Genomic DNA, 19887 nt, shown 5'->3' with positions numbered 1-19887 from the left:
GTGAATACTTTCATTATTTTAAGCTCAAAACACTTCATACCTTTCCTACTTTTTACTATTTAAAATTCCCAAGCCATACATTGGCCACTTCGTACTCGCTTTAATATTATTAATGAGCATCGCCACTAAAACTAAAGACACTGCTCCGACCAAAACAGGGAAAATTAAGAAATTCCACTCATAATGTATGCTGCTTGCGGTGAGTAAAATAACCAAAGGATTCGCTCCAGCAGGTGGATGAACACATTTAAAAATCTGCATGAGTGCAATTGCACAGCCCACTGATAAAGCAATTGTAAAAATAGAAACACCGACAAATTTTAGAAAAAACAAACCTACAAAAGCCGAAATAAGATGCCCAAATATAATATTTCTCGGCTGTGCCAAAGGTGACTGCGACACGGTATAGAGCAATACACAGGTCGCACCAAACGGCGCCATGATAAAGATATTATATGTGAGCTTACTCAACCACAGGAGTATAAAAATACTGAGCGTACCCCCAACAAGGCTTCTTAAGACATCAACTTTAGTGGGCGATGGAGCTAGCTTTTCTTTGCCATAAAAGATCGAGAACATGGTTTTTTCCTCAAACAAAAAGTTGCTTTTTAAAAAGCATATAGATAAAATTCTAAATAGTACAGATCTGTACTATTTTATTTTTTGGAAAAGTTTTATGTCAAAATCTGCCTTAAAAATATTAGATACAGCCGAGAAGTTATTTAATGAAAATAGTTTTGTCGGGGTTGGCGTTGACTTGATTCGCGATGAATCCGGTTGTTCCAAAACCACCATGTACACATACTATAAAAATAAAAATCAACTGGTTCAGTCTGTACTGATTGCTCGTGATGAACGGTTTAAGCAAAGTCTTTTAGGCTATGTGGGAGATACAATGGGGTTAGAGGCCATCAATAAAATTCTTGATTGGCATACCAATTGGTTTAGGCAAGATTTTTTTAAAGGCTGTTTATTTGTAAGAGCGGTCGCTGAATCTAACCAAGATGATCAAGACATTATTTCTATTTCTAAAGCCCATAAACAATGGATTAAAGTACTGATTGCACAGAACTGCAATGTACCGAATGGTGAAGCTTTATCTGAGCTGATCTATACGGTGATTGAAGGCTTAATTAGCCGCTTTTTAGTCGATGGTTTCGATGAAACACTTGCGATAAAAATGAAAAATTCTATTAATCAATTATTTAATATTCATCAACATTAGCATGAGAACTTAAAATGGAAGTGGACCATATTTTTATTTGTGTACAATCAGGCGCTCCCGAAGCTGAAACTTTAAAAAAATTCGGTCTAACAGAAGGTTCATCCAATAAGCACCCAGGTCAAGGTACAGAAAACAGACGCTTTTTCTTTAAAAATAGCTTTATCGAATTAATCTTTTTAAATAATCCAGAAGAAGCTTCAAGTGATCTAACCAAACCCACCCTGCTCTTTGAACGACTCAGTGCTCAAGATAATATCGCTTCCCCTTTTGGTATTTGTTTTAGACCTAAAAATAAAGATGATAACGGTGCAAAATTTCCTAATTGGGTTTACAAGCCAAGCTACTTACCAGCCAGCTTAGAAGTAAATGTTGCCAAAGATTCTGTGGTATCTGAACCGATGTGGTTCTTCCTTTCATTTGCTTCACGACCAGACCTTGCTGCAAAAGAAAAACAACAACCACTTGTGCATAGCAAAGATTTATCAGAAATCACTACGATTAAAGTTTCTATTCCGAACCTTGAAAAGCACCCGACTTCATTACTATTCAATACAGTTGATAATTTTGAAGTCACCGATGGATCGGAGCATTTAATGGAAATTAGTTTTGATCATGAACCTCAAGGAATAATTCATGATTTCAGACCAGAACTGCCGCTTATTTTTAAATATTAAAACTCTTAGTTTCTAATAAAAAACTGTGATTTATTGCAAATCACAGTTTTTTATTTAAATTGAATCACATTAAAAACGACAATAGCTTAAGCAATTTTTCCATCAATAATGCCTTTCTCTTTTAATGCAGCTAGCTCTTCTGCTGTTTTAAATCTCGATAAGATTTGAGCCGTATGTTCACCTAGCTCTGGCGGTGCATGATGATATTCAACTGGAGTATCAGACAGCTTGATTGGTGAGCCTATGGTTTGAAAGTTTTCATTTAAACGATGAGGAATATTCACCACCAAATTACGATGCACGATTTGTGGTCTGACAGGAGAATGGATTTTCCTGTGATAGTTTAATATTTGATTGAGGTTGCCCAATTCAATTTGGGCTATTACCAGCCTTTTTTCCATTTAATGATTCATTCATAAGCTCTTTTTTATCTATTTAAAACATCTTTCCGAAGCCGGAAGTTTAGGATGATTCATATTTTTATACTTATTTCCTAAATCATCCCGTTTTACATCCAAATTTTGATATAGGATAAGTTGAGAGGTAAACCTATAGACAAAAAAATAAGCCCTTGTAATCACAAGGGCTTATTTAGATATTTGGCGGAAGCGGTGAGATTCGAACTCACGGAGGACTCACACCCTCGTCGGTTTTCAAGACCGGTGCATTAAACCGCTCTGCCACGCTTCCATGTGCGCAAGAATACTAAGCTTTTTCATTTTAGACAAGTAAAAAATAGCGTTAAAGCATTCAAGTGCATATTGTTTCATCAATTCCTTAAAGTTTGGCTGCAATTTCAGCACCATCGCGGATTGCGCGCTTTGCATCAAGCTCTGCTGCAAGTTTTGCACCACCAATAATATGATAATTGGCTAAAGTAGCTTGCCCTTCACTTGGCATTAAATCTTTTACAGATTCTTGCCCTGCACACACCACGATGGTATCGACTCGAAGCAACTGATCCTGACCATTCGTTTCAACCCACAAGCCTTCATTAGTTACCGCTTTATATTGCACACCACGCAACATGCGTACCGCATGCTTTTTTAATTGAGCTCGATGGACCCAACCCGAAGTTTTACCCAATCCAATGCCTAACGGCGTGGTTTTACGTTGTAATAAATAAATTTCACGGACAGGCGCTTCAACTTCTGCGCGCTGTAAGCCACCTTCTGTCATATAGTTGGCTTCAGCATCGACGCCCCACTCTCGCTTCCACTCTGCCAAAGGTTGTGGCTGAGGCTGATGTGGCGGTTTCAACAAAAACTCAGACACATCAAAACCAATTCCCCCAGCGCCAATCACGGCAACACGATGACCGACTGCTGCTCCACGCAATACTTCAGCATAAGAAAGTACATTCGGCGCATCACTACCTTGAATCTTTAAAGCTCGTGGCACGACTCCCGTCGCCACAATCACCTCATCAAAACCTTCACGCTCTAATTGCTCTCGGTTTACTTTGGTATTTAAGCGTAGTTCTACACCTGTTTTTTCGATTTGTACTTTAAAGTAACGAATGGTCTCGTGAAATTCTTCTTTACCTGGAATGACTTTGGCTAAATTAAATTGCCCACCCACTTCATGACTGGCTTCAAACAATGTCACTTGATGCCCACGTTCTGCTGCTACTGTTGCGGCTGACATGCCTGCGACACCGCCACCCACCACAGCAACCCGTTTTGGTTTTGCAGTTTTGACATAAACCAATTCAGTCTCAAATGCTGCACGTGGGTTGACCAAACAGGTTGCACGTTGGTTTTTAAAAGTATGATCTAAACACGCCTGATTACAGGCAATACAGGTATTAATCTCATCTACCCGATTAGTCGCAGTTTTATTCACCCAATAAGGATCTGCCAAAAATGGACGTGCCATTTGCACCATATCGGCTTTCCCTTGTGCCAATATTTCTTCTGCTGTGTCTGGCATATTAATTCGGTTTGAAGCAATCACTGGCACTGTCACATGCTTTTTCACTTCTGCAGTATAGTCAGCAAAAGCTGCACGTGGCACCGAAGTCACAATAGTTGGAATGCGTGCTTCGTGCCAGCCGATACCTGTATTTAATAACGTAATGCCTGCTTTTTCTAAGGCCTGTGCAACGGCAATCACCTCTTGCATGGTGTTGCCATCATGGACCAAATCCAACATGGATAAACGGAAACAGATAATAAATTTTTCACCGACCTTTTGACGGATTGCACGAACAATTTCAACCGCAAAACGCATCCGATTATCAATCGAACCACCCCAACGATCTTGTCGTTGATTAACATGGCGACTCAAAAATTGATTCAGCAAATAGCCTTCAGAACCCATAATTTCCACACCATCATAACCTGCCAATTTTGCAAGATGTGATGTTTCGGCATAATCTCGAATAGTCGCCAAAATCTGCTTTTCGCTCATTTGACGTGGTTTGAATGGTGAAATTGGTGATTTGATAGGGCTGGCAGACACCACGAAAGGTTGATAACCATAACGCCCTGAATGCAAAATCTGCATCAAAATTTTTGCGCCATGCTTATGCACAGCATGTGTCACCAAACGATGTGGTGCAATATCCCCCATGGTATTCATGGTACCACCTGCTGGAAGTAGCCAACCTTGACGGTTCGGTGAGATTCCGCCCGTGATGATTAGCCCGACGCCCCCTTTCGCACGCTCGCCAAAATAGGCTGCCAATTTAGGATAATTATAAAAACGGTCTTCTAAACCTGTATGCATAGAACCCATCACCATGCGATTTTTGATGGTGGTAAACCCCAAATGAAGAGGTTTCAAAATATTTGCATAGGGCGTTGTCATGGCGAATCCTTATAATTTATTAGCTGTGCAACTTGTTGCATAATACTTTAACGTGAATTTTTATTTTGTTTATGACTTTATCAGACTGATTCTTTAAATAATCAGTCAATACAAAAAAAAGTGTAGCCCTATTCTATTTCTAGTGGGCTACACTTTTATTATCTAGCAATACAGTGCTGAAGGTTTACTTCCAGTATTTTAACTTCGACGTCTGGCCAATCCCCACATTAAAACTATTGGTTGGGTCGAGTTTTTGGTAGTGCTGTTTTAACGCAGGCTTCGCCACATATAAATGACCAACATTGTGCTCCGCAGGATATTCAGCACCACGATCATCCAGCAAATGCCACATTTGATGCTCCATTGCCAAAGGATCAACGCCTTTTTTGACGATGTAGTCTTGATGGAATACATGGCATAAGAAATGACCGTAATACAGTTTATGTATGATCAGCTCATCCATATCTTTCGGCAAAGTTTCTACCCACTCGCGGTCATTACGGCGCAAAGCTATGTCAAGTGCCACAATATCTTCCACTTCACTCCGATGGGTATCTCGGTAGCGAATAGCTGCGCCTGCGACCGCAAAACGATGTAAAAAAGCTTTGCGTCCCTCTTCCTCTGTACAATGGAAAAAATTGCCTGTCGTACGCTGAGCGAAATAGTCACTCAGGAATTGCTGTACTAGCTCTACATCCTGATTTTCAATACGTAAAATCAAATGATGTTCATACTGATCACGGAATTGGTTCATGCGTTCAGGCAAATGATTCGGCATAAACTTGGTAATCAATTGCAGAACTTTATCTGACAACCCTTTCATGCCAACTTTTTCTAAGTAACCATCAACTTTGTCTTTCATGGCAAAAGCAGCAGGCACTTTGGCAGTACCGAATTTTTCAATAAAGACAAAGGTATCTTTACCGTATTCTGCGCCAATGTCATAGGCCACGCGGTGAATGTATTCACCTGCAATGGGTAAGCGCGGTAAATCAGTTAATAGAAAACGACGAATCTCAGTTAAGTCATCCTGTGAGTTGGTTCCCACATAAAACACCTGACTCGGAATCTTCTCAAAAGTATCTAGTCGAACCGCAAATACGCAGATTTTACCTGCTGAACCTGATGCTTCAAATAAGCGTGATGGATCGGCATTGAATCGTGCAGGAGTTGCCTCATTCACCTGTTTCACGTCATGTGCATAACGCTGGTCAGATGCACAACAACTTGGATTATGCTGTACATCCGCAGTTTGGTATTGCTGATTTTGCAAACGTGAAAGAATTTCTTCTGGTGTATGTCCTAAGTCCACACCCAAATGGTTAATCAGCTCCAGTTGACCCGATTCATTAACTCGTGCATACAGCGCCAACTCAGTATATGCTGGACCACGACGTACCAACGCACCACCTGAGTTGTTGCATACCCCACCTAAAACTGATGCACCAATACACGAAGAACCAATCACTGAATGCGGTTCACGATTAAAGGGCGCCAGTTCTTTTTCTAAACGGTCTAATGTTGCTCCAGGAAGGCAAATTACCTGCTGCCCATCACGGATGATTTGAATACCTGCCAAACGTCGCGTGCTCATCAGTACCACAGGTCGGTCATAATCATCACCAAAAGGCGTTGAGCCACCGGTCAATCCAGTATTAGCCGCTTGCATAATCACAATACAATCTGCATCCACAGCCGCTTGCAACACTTGCCATTGTTCCAATAAAGTTCCCGGAACGACAACTGCAAGCACTTGACCTGCACCATAGCGGCGTCCTTGGCGGTACAAGCGCGTTTCACTTTCTTGCGTCAGAACATGTTGCTTTCCAACAATGTCGATGAGTTTTTGAATCGTTTGCTGTGAATCTGAATGGGGTTGCATAAGGAATGTTCCTCTCCCAAATTTGAATATGGAATCGTATATATTGAAATTTTTGGATACTTGCCCCCTTTTCCAAAGAGGCAAGCAATTTAAAGCGACAAGCTCAAATCAAAAATAGTCAGGCCCTCCCTTTTTAAAGGGAGGTTGGGAAAGATGTCATCTTACTTAATGAATTATTTTAAGAATAAAATCACTCGACTAATTCACGCTCTAAACGGACCAAGCAATCCTCAGTAATATCTGCAATGGTCTTCGCCCCCGTTAAGGTCATGGCGACACGCATTTCTTTATCAATCAACTCTAAAAGATTTGAAACACCCGCACCGCCCGCTGCACCTAATGCATAAACGAAAGCACGACCAAGCATACAGGTGTCCGCACCCATCGCCAGCATACGCACCACATCTAGACCATTACGAATACCAGAGTCAGCAAGAATTTTAATATCACCCTTCACTGCATCAGCAATTGGAGGCAATGCACGTGTTGTCGATAACACACCATCAAGCTGACGACCACCATGATTTGACACCACAATACCATCTGCACCAAAGCGGACTGCATCTTTGGCATCTTCAGGGTCTAGAATCCCTTTAATCACCATTGGGCCATCCCAAAATTCACGGATCCATTCTAGATCTTTCCATGAAATTGACGGATCAAAGTTGGTGCCTAACCAACCAATATAGTCTTCTAAACCTGTCGGTTTGCCCAAATATTTAGAAATGTTGCCTAAATCATGCGGACGTCCCATCAAGCCTACATTCCATGCCCAATGCGGGTGAAAACAAGACTGCATATAACGACGCATCGCGGCATTCGGACCACTCATCCCTGAATGTGCATCACGATAACGCGCGCCTGGTACTGGCATATCTACAGTAAATACCAATGTCGAACAGCCTGCTGCTTTAGCACGTTCCAAGGCATTCCGCATAAAGCCGCGGTCACGCAATACATATAACTGGAACCACATCGGACGCTGAATGGCAGGTGCAACTTCTTCAATTGGACACACCGATACAGTCGATAACGTAAATGGAATGCCTTTTTTATCGGCAGCAACCGCAGCCTGAACTTCACCGCGACGTGCATACATACCTGTTAAACCCACTGGCGACAACGCCACAGGCATCGACAATGTTTCGTCAAATAGTTTGGTTTCAAGGCTTAGCTCAGACATATCGTTCAAAACACGTTGTCTTAAGGCAATTTTAGAAAGATCTTCTACATTTCGCTTCAGGGTATATTCTGCATATGCTCCACCATCAATATAGTGGAAAAGAAATGGTGGTAAACGACGTCTCGCAGCTTCGCGATAATCATTTGCAGATGAAATAATCATGGTTATATCCTGTTTAAACGGCTCGAACGTTGTCGACGGGCTTCTTCCTCATCAATCGAACGTACTTGCTGAACTACAAACTCAATGTGTCCACACACAGCCTTGCGTGCGGCTTCTGGGTCTCGGCGCTCAATGGCATCAATCACTTGCAAATGCTGTTCATGCAATTGATCAAAACGGTGCGCTTCGGAATAGACTTTGCGTCGTCCTAAAGCCACGTTAAATTGCAATAAATCGAACACGCCACGCATGACTTGAATCAGCACCAGATTGTGCGAAGCTTCTGCAATCGCCAGATGAAAATTGGCATCGGCACGTGCAGCTTGCTCATCATCGCCCAAAGACTGAAAGTGGGTGATTTGATCGTAACAATCACGGATATGCTGAATATCTTCAGGAGTGGCACGCAAAGCTGCATGCCAAGCGGTGCCACCCTCCAAAATAATTCGAGCTTCCTGCACATCGAAACGATAAGCAGGATCTTCATCAATCAACTCACTCAGTGGTTGCACGATTTGGTGTTGTGACCAAGAGCTTGGTAATTGCTGTAAATAAGTTCCCGCTCCGACTTTGCTGACCAGCATGCCCTGACTGGTCAGTTGCTGAATAGCCTCACGCAAAGAGGAACGGGAGACACCGAGTTGTTCACACAACTTTCTTTCAGCGGGTAAACGATCTCCGACTTTCATTTGTTGGGTTTCAATCAAATGACGCAAACTTTGTAAAACTCTATCAGAGACCTTCATACCGCTGTCCTTCAATCTACGGGTGTTATGGAATCATCCATGGGAACACATATGCTTGTAAGGTAATAATAATACCGATCATTACCGTAAAAGTGATACTGTGTTTCACTGTAAAACGGAACAAATCAGATTCTTTACCAACCAAGCCTACTGCCGCACAGGCAATTGCAATAGATTGAGGGGAAATCATTTTACCTGTCACACCACCACTGGTATTGGCAGCCACCAATAACACTTCTGGTACACCAATTTGTTGTGCAGTCGTTGCTTGTAGCGCACTGAACAAGGCATTTGCAGACGTATCTGAACCTGTTAGGAACACCCCGATCCAGCCCAAGAATGGCGAGAAGAAAGTAAATGCATGTCCAGTATGCGCCAATGCCAATGCCAAAGTCGCAGACATGCCTGAATAGTTAGCAATAAAGGCAAACGCCAATACCATTCCAATTGAATAAATTGGAGTTTTTAATTCATTCAGGGTTTCGCCAAAAGTCACTACCGCTTCACGTGGTTTCATTTTTAAATAAATGATGGTGATTACCGCGGCAATCATGATTGCAGTGCCCGTCGCAGACAACCAATCAAACTTGAAAATGGCGTCATAGTCTTTGATTTCAGGCACAACAGGTGGCATTTTTTGTACCACTTGATGCAAGAACGGTACCTTAATTGCAATCACAAGGTCATGCAATGCACCATCTTTAGCGAATAAATCTTTAAATGGTTTGATACTCCAAATCGTCACCATCACGGTTAAGATCATGAATGGAGACCATGCCTTCGCGATTTGACCAATTGAATATTTCTTCTGTTGATCTGCATTCAAGCTATTTGCATCAATATGCATATCTTCAGCTTTGAAACGGAAAATATGTTTCGGTTTCCAGTATTTCAATAAAATGGTCAAACTCACCAAAGAAGCAATCGCAGCGGTAATGTCTGGTAACTCTGGACCTACAAAGTTAGAGGTAAGGAATTGTGCCAACGCGAATGAACCGCCACCAACCAATACCGCAGGCCAAGTTTCTTTAACACCGCGCCAACCATCCATAATTGCCATAATCCAGAACAGTACGATTGGCACCATAAACGGAAGTTGGCGACCCACCATCTGGCTGATTTCATGAGTGTCTACACCAGACACCTGACCCGCCACAATAATTGGAATACCCATCGCACCAAACGCTACAGGTGCAGTGTTCACAATTAAACACAAGCCTGCTGCATATAATGGTTTAAAGCCAAGGCCCACCAATAAAGCCGCAGTAATCGCGACAGGCGCACCAAAGCCTGCTGCACCTTCTAAGAAAGTACCAAAGGCAAAGCCCACCAACAGCATTTGTAAACGCTGATCTTCAGTAATGGACAGAATGGATGAACGGATAATGTCAAATTGGCCCGTTTTCACCGAAATTTTGTACAGGAAAACCGCACCAATAATAATCCATGCGATTGGCCACAAACCGTAAAAGAAGCCATAAATCAAAGAAGCAAATGCCATCATGGTCGGCATTTGATAGGCAAATAAAGAAACCAACAATGCTAAAACAACAGTAATTGTTCCAGCTACGCTGCCCTTCATACGAAATACAGCCAGCGCTAAAAAGAAAAAGATAATTGGAATAAGTGCAATTAAGCTGGAAAGCCAGATATTGCCAATAGGATCGTAAACTTGTTGCCAATGTTGAAGCATTGTCATCTCCTTGAAATGCTTGCCAGAACCTCGAGTTGGTCCAATCATCCTGTGGTAAAATACCAAATTGGTCAGACCAATAAACCAAAAGCGTAAAAAAATAATAGCTGTTTGCACCATTATAGTAATTTCAAACACCAAACAGGTCAATAAAAAAGCATAACAAATATATTGGTCAGACCAATATATTAAATCAATAAACACAACACATTTCATTTAGAAAAAATTAACAATATTGGTAAAACTATTGTTTTTATTTATTTTTTCAGCCATGTAAGCTTCGGATTAAACAATTACTCAACTTTAGTCGCATTCATTCGTTTGTTGAGGATTTATCCAGTTTTAAAAGCATTCCTCTGATTTTTATATAAATTACAAACCTCAAAAATGCACCAAGATGTTGCTTTTTCAGACGTCAATTTCTGCTTATCGATCAGAAAATTTATTGTTTTTTTTATTTTGACTTTGTTTTGCGAAAACAAGCGTCTGGAAAAGTGCTACAATCGCAAAAATATGTATTCTTTCAGGCCACCTATTCTCGGTGCCTATATTTATATCGTTAGGATTAACAATGACTGATAATGCAACTATCTTGCAGAATGTCCCAGTTGGCAAAAAAGTTGGTATTGCCTTCTCTGGTGGTCTAGATACTTCAGCTGCTTTATTGTGGATGAAACAAAAAGGCGCAGAGCCTTATGCATATACGGCAAACTTAGGCCAGCCTGATGAGGATGACTACGATGCTATTCCGAAAAAAGCGGAAGCATATGGTGCCGTTAAAGCACGTTTAGTGGACTGCCGTTTGCAACTTGCACTTGAAGGTATTGCAGCGATTCAATGTGGTGCATTCCATATCAGCACTGGTGGTATGCCATATTTCAACACGACTCCACTGGGTCGTGCAGTAACAGGTACTATGCTTGTTACCGCGATGAAAGAAGATGACGTGAACATCTGGGGTGATGGTTCAACGTATAAAGGGAACGACATTGAGCGTTTCTACCGTTATGGCTTATTGACTAACCCTGCACTTAAAATTTACAAACCGTGGTTAGACCAAACTTTTATTGATGAATTAGGCGGCCGTGCAGAAATGTCACAGTTCCTCATCGACAATGGTTTTGACTACAAAATGTCGAAAGAGAAAGCTTACTCAACTGACTCAAACATGTTGGGTGCAACTCATGAAGCAAAAGATCTTGAATACCTCAATGCAGGTATCAAAATTGTAGACCCAATCATGGGCGTTGCATTCTGGAAAGATGACGTAAAAATTGATGCTGAAGAAGTATCTGTTACTTTTGAAGAAGGCTTCCCTGTTGCGCTTAATGGTCAACGTTTTGAAAATCCGGTTGACTTCATTCTTGAAGCGAACCGTATCGGTGGTCGTCATGGTTTAGGTATGTCTGACCAAATCGAAAACCGTATTATCGAAGCAAAATCTCGTGGTATTTATGAAGCACCAGGCATGGCGTTACTTCATATTGCTTATGAGCGTTTGGTTACAGGTATTCATAACGAAGACACGATTGAACAATACCGTATTAACGGTTTACGTTTAGGTCGTTTGTTATACCAAGGACGTTGGTTCGATTCTCAAGCACTTATGTTGCGTGAAACTGCACAACGTTGGGTTGCTAAAGCGATTACAGGTACAGTCACTTTAGAATTACGTCGTGGTAATGACTACACCATCATGAATACCGAATCTCCTAACCTCACTTATGAAGCTGAGCGTTTAACTATGGAGAAAGGTGATTCAATGTTTACGCCGATGGATCGTATTGGTCAGCTTACTATGCGTAACCTTGATATTACAGATACACGCGCAAAACTCGGTATTTATACCAATTCTGGTTTGTTGGCTGTAGGTACTGGTTCTGCAGTGCCGCAATTGAAAGACAAAAACTAAGTTTTTAATTGCTCAATAGCTAAAGAAAAAACCGCCTCAAATTGGCGGTTTTTTCTTTATCAAGCTCATCTTATATATCTTGATACTTCACAGATGAAATAGCTTCAATCAAAGCACTGCTTATATTCCACAATCACAAAAAAACAATAAAAAGCTTTTTGTATTTACCAGAATTAAGCCATTTATGTGTAATTCAGCTTAGCATTACTGAGTGATATAGATTATCATCTGATTTATTTTTTAGTCCGAAATCGCCTTGAATACGATTACTCTTTTGCAACCAGACGATTGGCATGCCCACTTACGTGATGGCCTCGCCCTGAAACGCACAGTTCCAGATTTAGCAGCCCAATTTAAGCGTGCGATTTGTATGCCAAATCTTGTTCCACCTGTGAAAACTGTGGAAGAGGCGCTTGCTTATCGTGAGCGAATTATGGCTCATGTGCCTGAAGGCAATGCATTTGACCCGCGTATGGTGTTGTATTTTACGGATAGCACTCCTGCAAGCGAAGTCAAAAAAATCAAAGATTCTGAATTTGTAAATGCCATCAAACTTTATCCAGCGGGTGCAACCACCAACTCGGACAATGGCGTAAGCGATATTCGTAAAGTCTATGCAGTAATTGAGCAACTTGAAGAACATCAAGTGCCATTACTGTTACATGGTGAAGTTACCCATAACCATGTCGATATTTTTGACCGTGAAAAACGCTTCTTAGATGAAGTTTTATCACCATTATTAAAGCAGTTCCCTCAGTTAAAATTGGTACTCGAACACATTACCACCAGCGAAGCTGCACATTTTGTGTTAGAACAAGACCGTAATGTTGCTGCCACGATTACCCCTCAACATTTATTGTTTAATCGCAATGACATGTTGGTCGGTGGCATCAAGCCGCACTTCTACTGCTTACCAATTTTAAAACGCCAAACACACCAACAAACCTTGTTGGAAGTGGCAACCAGTGGTAATCCTAAGTTCTTCTTAGGTACAGATAGTGCACCTCATTCAAAAAATGCCAAAGAGAATGCTTGTGGTTGTGCAGGTTGCTACAGTGCGCCAGCGGCAATTGAACTGTATGCTCAAGCTTTTGACCAAGTTAATAAACTCGAACGTCTAGAAGGCTTCGCGAGCCACTTTGGTGCAGACTTCTATGGTCTTCCACGTAATACTGAAACCATTACGTTAGTCAAAGAAGAACAAGTCATTCCTGAAAGTTTTGATTATTTAGATGGTGACAAGATTATCCCGCTTTATGCTGGTAAAACCATCCAATGGAGAAAAGTGTGACAAATGAAACTCTACCAGTAATTGGTCAGCGTTTCCGTGGTTTTTTACCTGTGGTGGTCGATGTCGAGACTGCAGGTTTTAATTCACAAACTGACGCGCTGCTAGAAATAGCCGCGATTCCAATTATTTATGATGCAGAAGGCAAATTCGTTCCAGGTGAAGCCCATCATGCACACATTAATCCATTTGAAGGCGCAAATCTGGACCGCCGTTCGTTGGATTTTATTGGAATTGATCCATTTAATCCCATGCGTGTTGCGATGGCTGAAGATGAAAAATCGGCACTAAAACGTATTTTCAAAGCAGTGAATGACGTACGCCGTCAACAAAATTGCACCCACGCGATTTTGGTCGGCCACAATGCGCACTTTGATTTAGGTTTTGTTCAGGCTGCGATCGCGCGTACTGGCACTAAAAATCAAAATCCATTTCACAGCTTCTCTGTATTTGATACGGTAACCTTAAGTGCAATTACTTTTGGTCAAACAGTACTTGCTAAGTCATGTATACAAGCTGGAATTGAGTTTGATGGTAAAGAAGCTCACTCGGCTTTGTACGATACAAAAAAGACTGCTGAACTGTTTTGCTATATTTTAAACAAACTCTCTCCTCACCTACTTGACACTTTGGTGGCGGATCAATAAGATACCGCCATCTTCTAAACGTCCCTATCGTCTAGAGGCCTAGGACATCGCCCTTTCACGGCGGTAACCGGGGTTCGAATCCCCGTAGGGACGCCATCTATTTGCTCTCGCAAATCTTTTTAAAAAATTTCATCGAATTCTATTTTTAGAATCATTTATACTCTTGTGTTTTATTTTTCACCCTAAACTTATGTTAAAGAAAATATTACTGGTTTTACTCATTCTTTCCCCTTCAGCTGTTTATCTTTATATTGCCAATAAAGAACAGAAATCTGCACCATCCGCAGCTAATGCCACACCATCAGAAAAAGCACACGATCCATACCAAACGCCAGAACATTAAATTTGCTTAGGCTTTTCACTTATCAATAATTCAAGCCTGTTGAAATTTCAGTTTTCTTAGTATTAACCATATGAAATCTCATTCAACTTAGTCTCATAGCTTGATCAAACCCTTCATCTCTTGGCTATTGAATGAATAAAGCTTTACCTTTATCAATAAAAAAGATCGAGATATCGAATCTTTAGAAACGTAAAAAAATTGCGTTATATCCTGTAAGCAAGACATTTTTTACACAAACAAACCCTTATTTTCGAAATATTGTAATAACTTATTTGACAGTAAAGAAAAAAATACATAATATACGCATCACCTCACAACGTCCCTATCGTCTAGAGGCCTAGGACATCGCCCTTTCACGGCGGTAACCGGGGTTCGAATCCCCGTAGGGACGCCATCTTATCGTTTATACGATCATTCAAAACTCACAATTCATTATTATTCGATTGCAGATTTGTAGTTTTGCACTACAATAGCGCGCTTCATTATTCTATTTTTTTCTCTCTTATGCAGTCATCTCAATCTCCGAATGATGCTATGCATCAGGGCAATTCTGCGCCTTTAAAACGCGCTATGAGTACTCGACATCTGGTCATGATTTCACTTGGTGGTGCAATCGGGACTGGTCTATTTTTAGGGTCGGGTGAAGTCATTGCACAAACGGGGCCTGTAGGTGCCATCATCGCTTATATTTTAGGTGGAATTATTGCCTATATGGTGATGCTATGTCTGGGAGAACTCGCGGTACATATGCCTGTATCGGGTTCTTTCGGCGCTTATGCACAAAAGTATATTGGTCCAGGGACAGGCTACACGATTACATGGTTATATTGGCTAACATGGACAGCAACACTCGGCACAGAATTCACTGCTGCCGCTTTGCTGATGCAAGAATGGTTTCCTCACATCTCCGTCTGGATTTGGACGCTCATCTTTGCTGCCATTATTTTTGGCTTAAACATGAGTTCAACCCGATTATTTGCTGAATCAGAGTTTTGGCTATCTCTAGTCAAAGTCGTTACTGTCATCAGCTTCATTATTTTAGGTCTATTGGCCATTTTTGGCGTGCTGTCTTTTCATGGTTATAGCTCTGCACCTTTATTTAGTAACTTGACCGCAGAAGGATGGTTCCCTCAAGGTTTCTTCCCTATTTTTGCAACCATGTTGATTGTGAATTTCGCCTTCTCTGGGACAGAACTTATTGGTGTTGCTGCGGGTGAAACCCAAGACCCAGCTAAAAATGTGCCTAAAGCAATCAATGCAGCCATTTGGCGCTTATTAATCTTCTTTGTTGGTACGATTGTAGTCATTAGTGCACTGCTTCCACATCAAATGGCGGGCTTAGGTGGTAATGGCGTGAGCAGCAGCCCCTTTGTAACCGTATTTAACTATATTGGCATTCCCCATGCAGAAGACATTATTCGCTTTGTGATTATTACCGCACTTCTATCAGCTGCGAATTCAGGCTTATATGCCGCTTCCCGTATGATGTGGTCTTTATCTTACAAAAAGCAACTGCCTGAGGTGTTCTCTAAGTTAAATCACAAAGGCATTCCTTTTGTTGCCATTATTGTCACTATGTTCGGTGCAATTCCAGGTTTGCTGTCTGAACAATTTGCGCCTGAAACCATTTTCAAAAACCTACTGGGTGTAGCCGCATTTACGATGGTCGTGGTGTGGATGAGCATCTGCTTAAGTCAGTTCAATTTCCGTCGCCAATGGTATAAGCAAGGTCATACAGCGAAAGAATTAGGCTTTGCAGCGCCATTATTTCCAATTGTGCCGATTTTAGGCTTTGTATTCTGTTTTATTACTGGCATCAGTATGGCCGCAGATCCTGAAATGCTAGCGGGCTTTATTGGCTGTTTAATCTTTATTGCCTTGTGTTATCTCAGCTATTACGTGTTTTATCGAAAGCAAAACTAACACATAAAAAGAGTGGTCAAAGACCACTCTTTTTTTTAAGCTAAATATAAACAATGTTCGTTATAAAAAGCCTGACCCTGTATGAAAATCATTTTTATTCACGGTATGAATCAACAAAATTATGATGAAGAGACTTTAAAACAGCATTGGTTAAATTTATTTAAAACCGGCTTGAGTCATGCCGAGCAAAATATCGAACTTAAATCACTAGATATCAAACTCCCTTTTTATGGCGATTTACTCACCAAACACCAACTCAATAACAGTTTAGATTTAAACACAATGCTTCCTAAATCACTGTCGCATTTACATTTTCCTTTTCATCTTTGGCATAACACATCAATTGTTCAAGAACGTAGCCCATGTATTACCCCTTTGCCTTGTTTTAATCCAGAGCAATCAGAGTCACTTACTCAGCGTTTATCTGTCATTACAGCCCTCACCAAAGACCATGCATTCAAAGAATTGATCATGTTCCTCAATCATTACCCTAAACTCCATGAGACACTCATGCATAAATTTCTCATCGAGACCTACTTATACTTGTCAAATTCTGATTTTATGCATGAAGTTCACCACAGAATTATGTCTCATCTTCATCCAAGCAAAGATCATATTATTGTGGCGCATTCATTGGGTACCGTCATTGCCTATAACTTATTACATCAATTTAACCATTTTAGAGTACATCGTTTTATTACTCTCGGTTCACCGCTTGCCTTTAAGGTGATTCAAGAAAAACTGAATCGACCGATTTCTCGACCGCCACAGCTACATGGTGATTGGTTTAATTTTTATTCTCCTGATGATTTCCTGACCGCCTTCCCCTTATCTGAAGCACCTTTCAATTTTGAACCACCGATCATTAATCAAGCAATCACAACACCTGTAGATAAGCCTCATCAAATTACAGGTTATTTAGCACATCCAGCTGTTATTAAAAGCATTGTGGATGCATTAAAGCTCGGAAAATAAACAATCTAAATTGTATTTCCACATTTTGTATTCTTTTTACCCACTCAAACCTTTTTTAATAATTATCTTCAAAAAAATGTTTGACACCCCCCTATATTCACCCTAATATACGCCCACCTCTGAAACGTCCCTATCGTCTAGAGGCCTAGGACATCGCCCTTTCACGGCGGTAACCGGGGTTCGAATCCCCGTAGGGACGCCAATTAATTTATGGTTTAGTTTTCAGAAGTACCTGCCTCATTAAGTCCCTATCGTCTAGAGGCCTAGGACATCGCCCTTTCACGGCGGTAACCGGGGTTCGAATCCCCGTAGGGACGCCAAATTCAGAGATGTTTATCTCTTAAAAAAACCTGAGCATAATGACTCAGGTTTTTTTATGTCTATATTTTGAGTTATGCTCTGTTTGAGCAAAATAAAAAACATATTGAATAAAAGGCAATTGAAACAACAAAATGCAGATTCAACTTTATCATAAACCTACTTCACGTTCGCAACGTATTATCTGGCTTTTCGAAGAACTTGGTCTCGATTATGACATTCTGGTTTGCGACACACTAGACGATGCCAATACGCATCAATTACAGCAAGCACATCCTTTAGCAAAATTTCCAACAGTCAAAATAACAGAACTTGAACATACTTTTTTCTTATCTGAAACCAGCGCTATTGCCGAATGGTTCAGTGCTCGCCAGCAAAGTTTAGGTACAACAAATTTAGACGGTTCTGCCTTAGTAGATTACTACTATTGGAAAAACTTCGCTGAAGCCACATTTATGCCAAATTTGGCATTAAAACAGATCTTTTCCCAATTGGCGATCCGAACACCTTGGCTTATTCGTTTTATTCCACGAGCCATTCAATATGGATTTAATCAAGGCTATTTAAATCCCCTACTGCAACAACAAATGCAAATGATCAATCTGCATCTCACCACACAACCGTGGGTGGCAGGCTCTCAATTGACTATTGCAGATATCTTGCTCTGGTTTCCATTACACGCTTGCACCCATCTAAATGACCGTTATATGCACTACCCTGCGATCAATGCCTATTTACAACAGATTGAAGACAGACCTGCCTTTCAACGTGCTTTGTCAAAAGGTCAATGGTCTGCCCCAATCTTCAAACAGTATTGGGTCGTAGCCAACTAATATTAAGCACTTTTGCGGGAGTTGATTTGCCCTTGAATCACGGCTTTTAAATTCCCCTTCACATAATGGAAGAACACTTTAAGCGGAGAAAGTTTCGGATTTGGCTGTTTACCCTGCGCAATGGTCTTAAATTGAGCGGCATACCAAATAATTTCCATAATGGCCATTTTATCCACCATTGGAATACCCGTTTTAATCTTATCCACCGCGTAACGGACATCTTGCCCAACCAATAAACGTTCGGTCAAATCGGTTTCTACGGCAAATGGACGAGCAATCCCGATAAAATCACAGGCACCACTGTCAAGTGCAGCATTCATGCCTTGTGCTGTACGGAAGCCACCTGTCACCATCAAGTGACAACTGACCTGCTGACGAATTTTTTCAGCAAAGTCAAGGAAATAGGCTTCGCGAGCGATGGTGCTGGCTTTACGTTTATCTTCTTTTGCACCTGCCATGGCAGGTGCTTCATAGGTACCGCCCGAAATTTCAATCAGGTCAATTCCAACTGCATCAATCGCTTTGAACACAGCAATCACATCTTCTTCAGTGATGCCACCATGTTGGAAATCCGCAGAATTTAGTTTAACCGAAATAATAAAGTTATCTGATGTCGCTGCACGAACAGCTTGGTAAATTTCTAGCAAAAAGCGCATACGATTTTCAATGCTACCGCCCCATTGATCTTGACGTTTGTTGGTCAAGGGCGAGAGAAACTGACTAATCAGATAACCATGTGCACCATGCAGTTGCACACCTTCAAATCCCGCTTTTTCACAGACCTGCGCTGCATGGGCAAAACGTTGAATAATGTCTAAAATTTCATCTTCACGAAGTTCACGTGGTGTACCAAAAGTGGTGGCAAGCATTGGACTAAATGGCACTGCCGAAGGTGCTACGGTTTCTTTATTTAGACCTTTCGGGCATTGGCGCCCTGGATGGGACAACTGTACCAACTGCACCATCCCATATTGCTTACCCAAAGCAGCCCACTGACTCAGTTCAGTCATGTCACGTTCAGATTCAACTACTACAACACCGGGCTCATTCTTGGCACGAAAATCCACCATGACATTACCCGTAATAGCACAGCCCAAGCCACCTTTTGCCCAAGCTTCGTATAAACCTAAATGTAATCGATTCGGTTGTCCCGCATGGTTGGCTAAAGCCTCACTCATTGCCCCTTTAATAATACGGTTTTTAAAGGTTGTATTTCGAATTTGCAAAGGCGCTGCAATATGACTCATGTGAACTTCCTCATTTTTATTTAGA

Annotated in this window: 16 protein-coding genes, 5 tRNA genes and 1 pseudogene; 13 read left to right on the top strand and 9 right to left on the bottom strand. The window is 41.2% G+C overall.

Translation table 11 applies throughout. The features are described from left to right. Positions 1-45: 45 nt before the first annotated feature. Positions 46-579, bottom strand: coding sequence for an HPP family protein (locus tag F4W09_RS00770; RefSeq protein ID WP_151503711.1), 534 nt, complete (start codon positions 577-579; stop codon positions 46-48). A 97-nt stretch (positions 580-676) separates the two neighbouring features. Between F4W09_RS00770 and F4W09_RS00765 the strand changes: the two genes are divergently transcribed. Further along, entirely contained in the window at positions 677-1225 is a 549-nt protein-coding gene (locus F4W09_RS00765; RefSeq protein WP_151503710.1) for a TetR/AcrR family transcriptional regulator, read from the top strand. Between the two features lie 14 nt (positions 1226-1239). Continuing rightward, positions 1240-1899: a VOC family protein gene (locus tag F4W09_RS00760; protein ID WP_151503709.1), complete on the top strand. Its 660-nt coding sequence runs from the start codon at positions 1240-1242 to the stop codon at positions 1897-1899. A gap of 86 nt (positions 1900-1985) precedes the next feature. Here F4W09_RS00760 and F4W09_RS00755 read toward each other — a convergent pair. The 7 genes and pseudogenes from F4W09_RS00755 to lldP form a co-directional block, all read right to left on the bottom strand. Further along, positions 1986-2210, bottom strand: a pseudogene (locus tag F4W09_RS00755) (CoA transferase); the annotation flags it as partial. Positions 2211-2499: 289 nt separating this feature from the next. Beyond that, a tRNA-Ser gene (locus F4W09_RS00750) sits at positions 2500-2589 on the bottom strand. 87 nt (positions 2590-2676) lie between these two features. Next, the gene (locus F4W09_RS00745; RefSeq protein ID WP_151503708.1) at positions 2677-4710 is read right to left on the bottom strand and encodes an NADPH-dependent 2,4-dienoyl-CoA reductase; all 2034 of its coding nucleotides are present in this window, start codon (positions 4708-4710) and stop codon (positions 2677-2679) included. Between the two features lie 184 nt (positions 4711-4894). Next, the gene (dld, locus tag F4W09_RS00740) at positions 4895-6592 is read right to left on the bottom strand and encodes a D-lactate dehydrogenase (protein WP_016166979.1); all 1698 of its coding nucleotides are present in this window, start codon (positions 6590-6592) and stop codon (positions 4895-4897) included. Positions 6593-6782: 190 nt separating this feature from the next. After that, positions 6783-7937 (bottom strand): FMN-dependent L-lactate dehydrogenase LldD, encoded by a 1155-nt coding sequence (gene lldD, locus F4W09_RS00735; RefSeq protein ID WP_151503707.1) that lies wholly within the window; start codon positions 7935-7937, stop codon positions 6783-6785. Between the two features lie 2 nt (positions 7938-7939). Further along, positions 7940-8683 carry a transcriptional regulator LldR gene (gene lldR, locus F4W09_RS00730; protein WP_016166981.1) on the bottom strand — a complete coding sequence of 248 codons (744 nt, stop codon included), beginning with the start codon at positions 8681-8683 and terminating at the stop codon, positions 7940-7942. Positions 8684-8708: 25 nt separating this feature from the next. Then, a complete protein-coding gene (gene lldP / locus F4W09_RS00725) occupies positions 8709-10382 on the bottom strand; it encodes an L-lactate permease (RefSeq protein WP_171069587.1) in 1674 nt (557 codons plus the stop codon). A gap of 565 nt (positions 10383-10947) precedes the next feature. Here lldP and argG point away from each other — a divergent pair. The 11 genes from argG to F4W09_RS00675 all read left to right on the top strand — a co-directional run bounded on the left by argG (position 10948) and on the right by F4W09_RS00675 (position 18615). Then, on the top strand, positions 10948-12288 hold the full coding sequence (argG, locus tag F4W09_RS00720) for an argininosuccinate synthase (protein WP_016166983.1): 1341 nt from the start codon (positions 10948-10950) through the stop codon (positions 12286-12288). Positions 12289-12544: 256 nt separating this feature from the next. Continuing rightward, on the top strand, positions 12545-13579 hold the full coding sequence (gene pyrC, locus F4W09_RS00715; protein ID WP_151503706.1) for a dihydroorotase: 1035 nt from the start codon (positions 12545-12547) through the stop codon (positions 13577-13579). Beyond that, entirely contained in the window at positions 13564-14223 is a 660-nt protein-coding gene (gene rnt, locus F4W09_RS00710) for a ribonuclease T (protein ID WP_035301865.1), read from the top strand. Before pyrC ends, rnt begins: the two co-directional genes overlap by 16 nt. Before the next feature lie 20 nt (positions 14224-14243). Further along, positions 14244-14319 (top strand) — tRNA-Glu (locus tag F4W09_RS00705). 94 nt (positions 14320-14413) lie between these two features. Continuing rightward, positions 14414-14566: a hypothetical protein gene (locus tag F4W09_RS17070; RefSeq protein WP_167539537.1), complete on the top strand. Its 153-nt coding sequence runs from the start codon at positions 14414-14416 to the stop codon at positions 14564-14566. Between the two features lie 318 nt (positions 14567-14884). Next, positions 14885-14960 (top strand) — tRNA-Glu (locus tag F4W09_RS00700). Between the two features lie 110 nt (positions 14961-15070). After that, positions 15071-16489 (top strand): amino acid permease, encoded by a 1419-nt coding sequence (locus F4W09_RS00695; RefSeq protein ID WP_044740760.1) that lies wholly within the window; start codon positions 15071-15073, stop codon positions 16487-16489. An 81-nt stretch (positions 16490-16570) separates the two neighbouring features. Beyond that, positions 16571-17464 (top strand): lipase family protein, encoded by an 894-nt coding sequence (locus tag F4W09_RS00690; protein ID WP_044740759.1) that lies wholly within the window; start codon positions 16571-16573, stop codon positions 17462-17464. A 126-nt stretch (positions 17465-17590) separates the two neighbouring features. Then, positions 17591-17666: transfer RNA gene (locus F4W09_RS00685), tRNA-Glu, on the top strand. A 42-nt stretch (positions 17667-17708) separates the two neighbouring features. Continuing rightward, positions 17709-17784 (top strand) — tRNA-Glu (locus F4W09_RS00680). 132 nt (positions 17785-17916) lie between these two features. Then, positions 17917-18615, top strand: coding sequence for a glutathione S-transferase N-terminal domain-containing protein (locus F4W09_RS00675; protein WP_151503705.1), 699 nt, complete (start codon positions 17917-17919; stop codon positions 18613-18615). 2 nt (positions 18616-18617) lie between these two features. Here F4W09_RS00675 and F4W09_RS00670 read toward each other — a convergent pair whose 3' ends face one another. After that, entirely contained in the window at positions 18618-19862 is a 1245-nt protein-coding gene (locus F4W09_RS00670; protein WP_151503704.1) for an NADH:flavin oxidoreductase/NADH oxidase family protein, read from the bottom strand. Positions 19863-19887 lie beyond the last annotated feature (25 nt).

The organism is Acinetobacter tandoii, from assembly GCF_008867985.1.
GTDB classification, from domain to species: Bacteria; Pseudomonadota; Gammaproteobacteria; order Pseudomonadales; family Moraxellaceae; genus Acinetobacter; species Acinetobacter tandoii.
Note: the sequence above shows the minus strand (reverse complement) of the source record. Positions and strands in the feature narration are given on the sequence as shown.

Excerpts from the sequence above, each read along its gene's own strand:
- F4W09_RS00770 (WP_151503711.1), bottom strand. The coding sequence starts at position 579 with ATGTTCTCGATCTTTTATGGCAAAGAAAAGCTAGCTCCATCGCCCACT.
- F4W09_RS00765 (WP_151503710.1), top strand. The coding sequence starts at position 677 with ATGTCAAAATCTGCCTTAAAAATATTAGATACAGCCGAGAAGTTATTT.
- F4W09_RS00760 (WP_151503709.1), top strand. The coding sequence starts at position 1,240 with ATGGAAGTGGACCATATTTTTATTTGTGTACAATCAGGCGCTCCCGAA.
- F4W09_RS00745 (WP_151503708.1), bottom strand. The coding sequence starts at position 4,710 with ATGACAACGCCCTATGCAAATATTTTGAAACCTCTTCATTTGGGGTTT.
- dld (WP_016166979.1), bottom strand. The coding sequence starts at position 6,592 with ATGCAACCCCATTCAGATTCACAGCAAACGATTCAAAAACTCATCGAC.
- lldD (WP_151503707.1), bottom strand. The coding sequence starts at position 7,937 with ATGATTATTTCATCTGCAAATGATTATCGCGAAGCTGCGAGACGTCGT.
- lldR (WP_016166981.1), bottom strand. The coding sequence starts at position 8,683 with ATGAAGGTCTCTGATAGAGTTTTACAAAGTTTGCGTCATTTGATTGAA.
- lldP (WP_171069587.1), bottom strand. The coding sequence starts at position 10,382 with ATGACAATGCTTCAACATTGGCAACAAGTTTACGATCCTATTGGCAAT.
- argG (WP_016166983.1), top strand. The coding sequence starts at position 10,948 with ATGACTGATAATGCAACTATCTTGCAGAATGTCCCAGTTGGCAAAAAA.
- rnt (WP_035301865.1), top strand. The coding sequence starts at position 13,564 with ATGGAGAAAAGTGTGACAAATGAAACTCTACCAGTAATTGGTCAGCGT.
- F4W09_RS17070 (WP_167539537.1), top strand. The coding sequence starts at position 14,414 with ATGTTAAAGAAAATATTACTGGTTTTACTCATTCTTTCCCCTTCAGCT.
- F4W09_RS00695 (WP_044740760.1), top strand. The coding sequence starts at position 15,071 with ATGCAGTCATCTCAATCTCCGAATGATGCTATGCATCAGGGCAATTCT.
- F4W09_RS00690 (WP_044740759.1), top strand. The coding sequence starts at position 16,571 with ATGAAAATCATTTTTATTCACGGTATGAATCAACAAAATTATGATGAA.
- F4W09_RS00675 (WP_151503705.1), top strand. The coding sequence starts at position 17,917 with ATGCAGATTCAACTTTATCATAAACCTACTTCACGTTCGCAACGTATT.
- F4W09_RS00670 (WP_151503704.1), bottom strand. The coding sequence starts at position 19,862 with ATGAGTCATATTGCAGCGCCTTTGCAAATTCGAAATACAACCTTTAAA.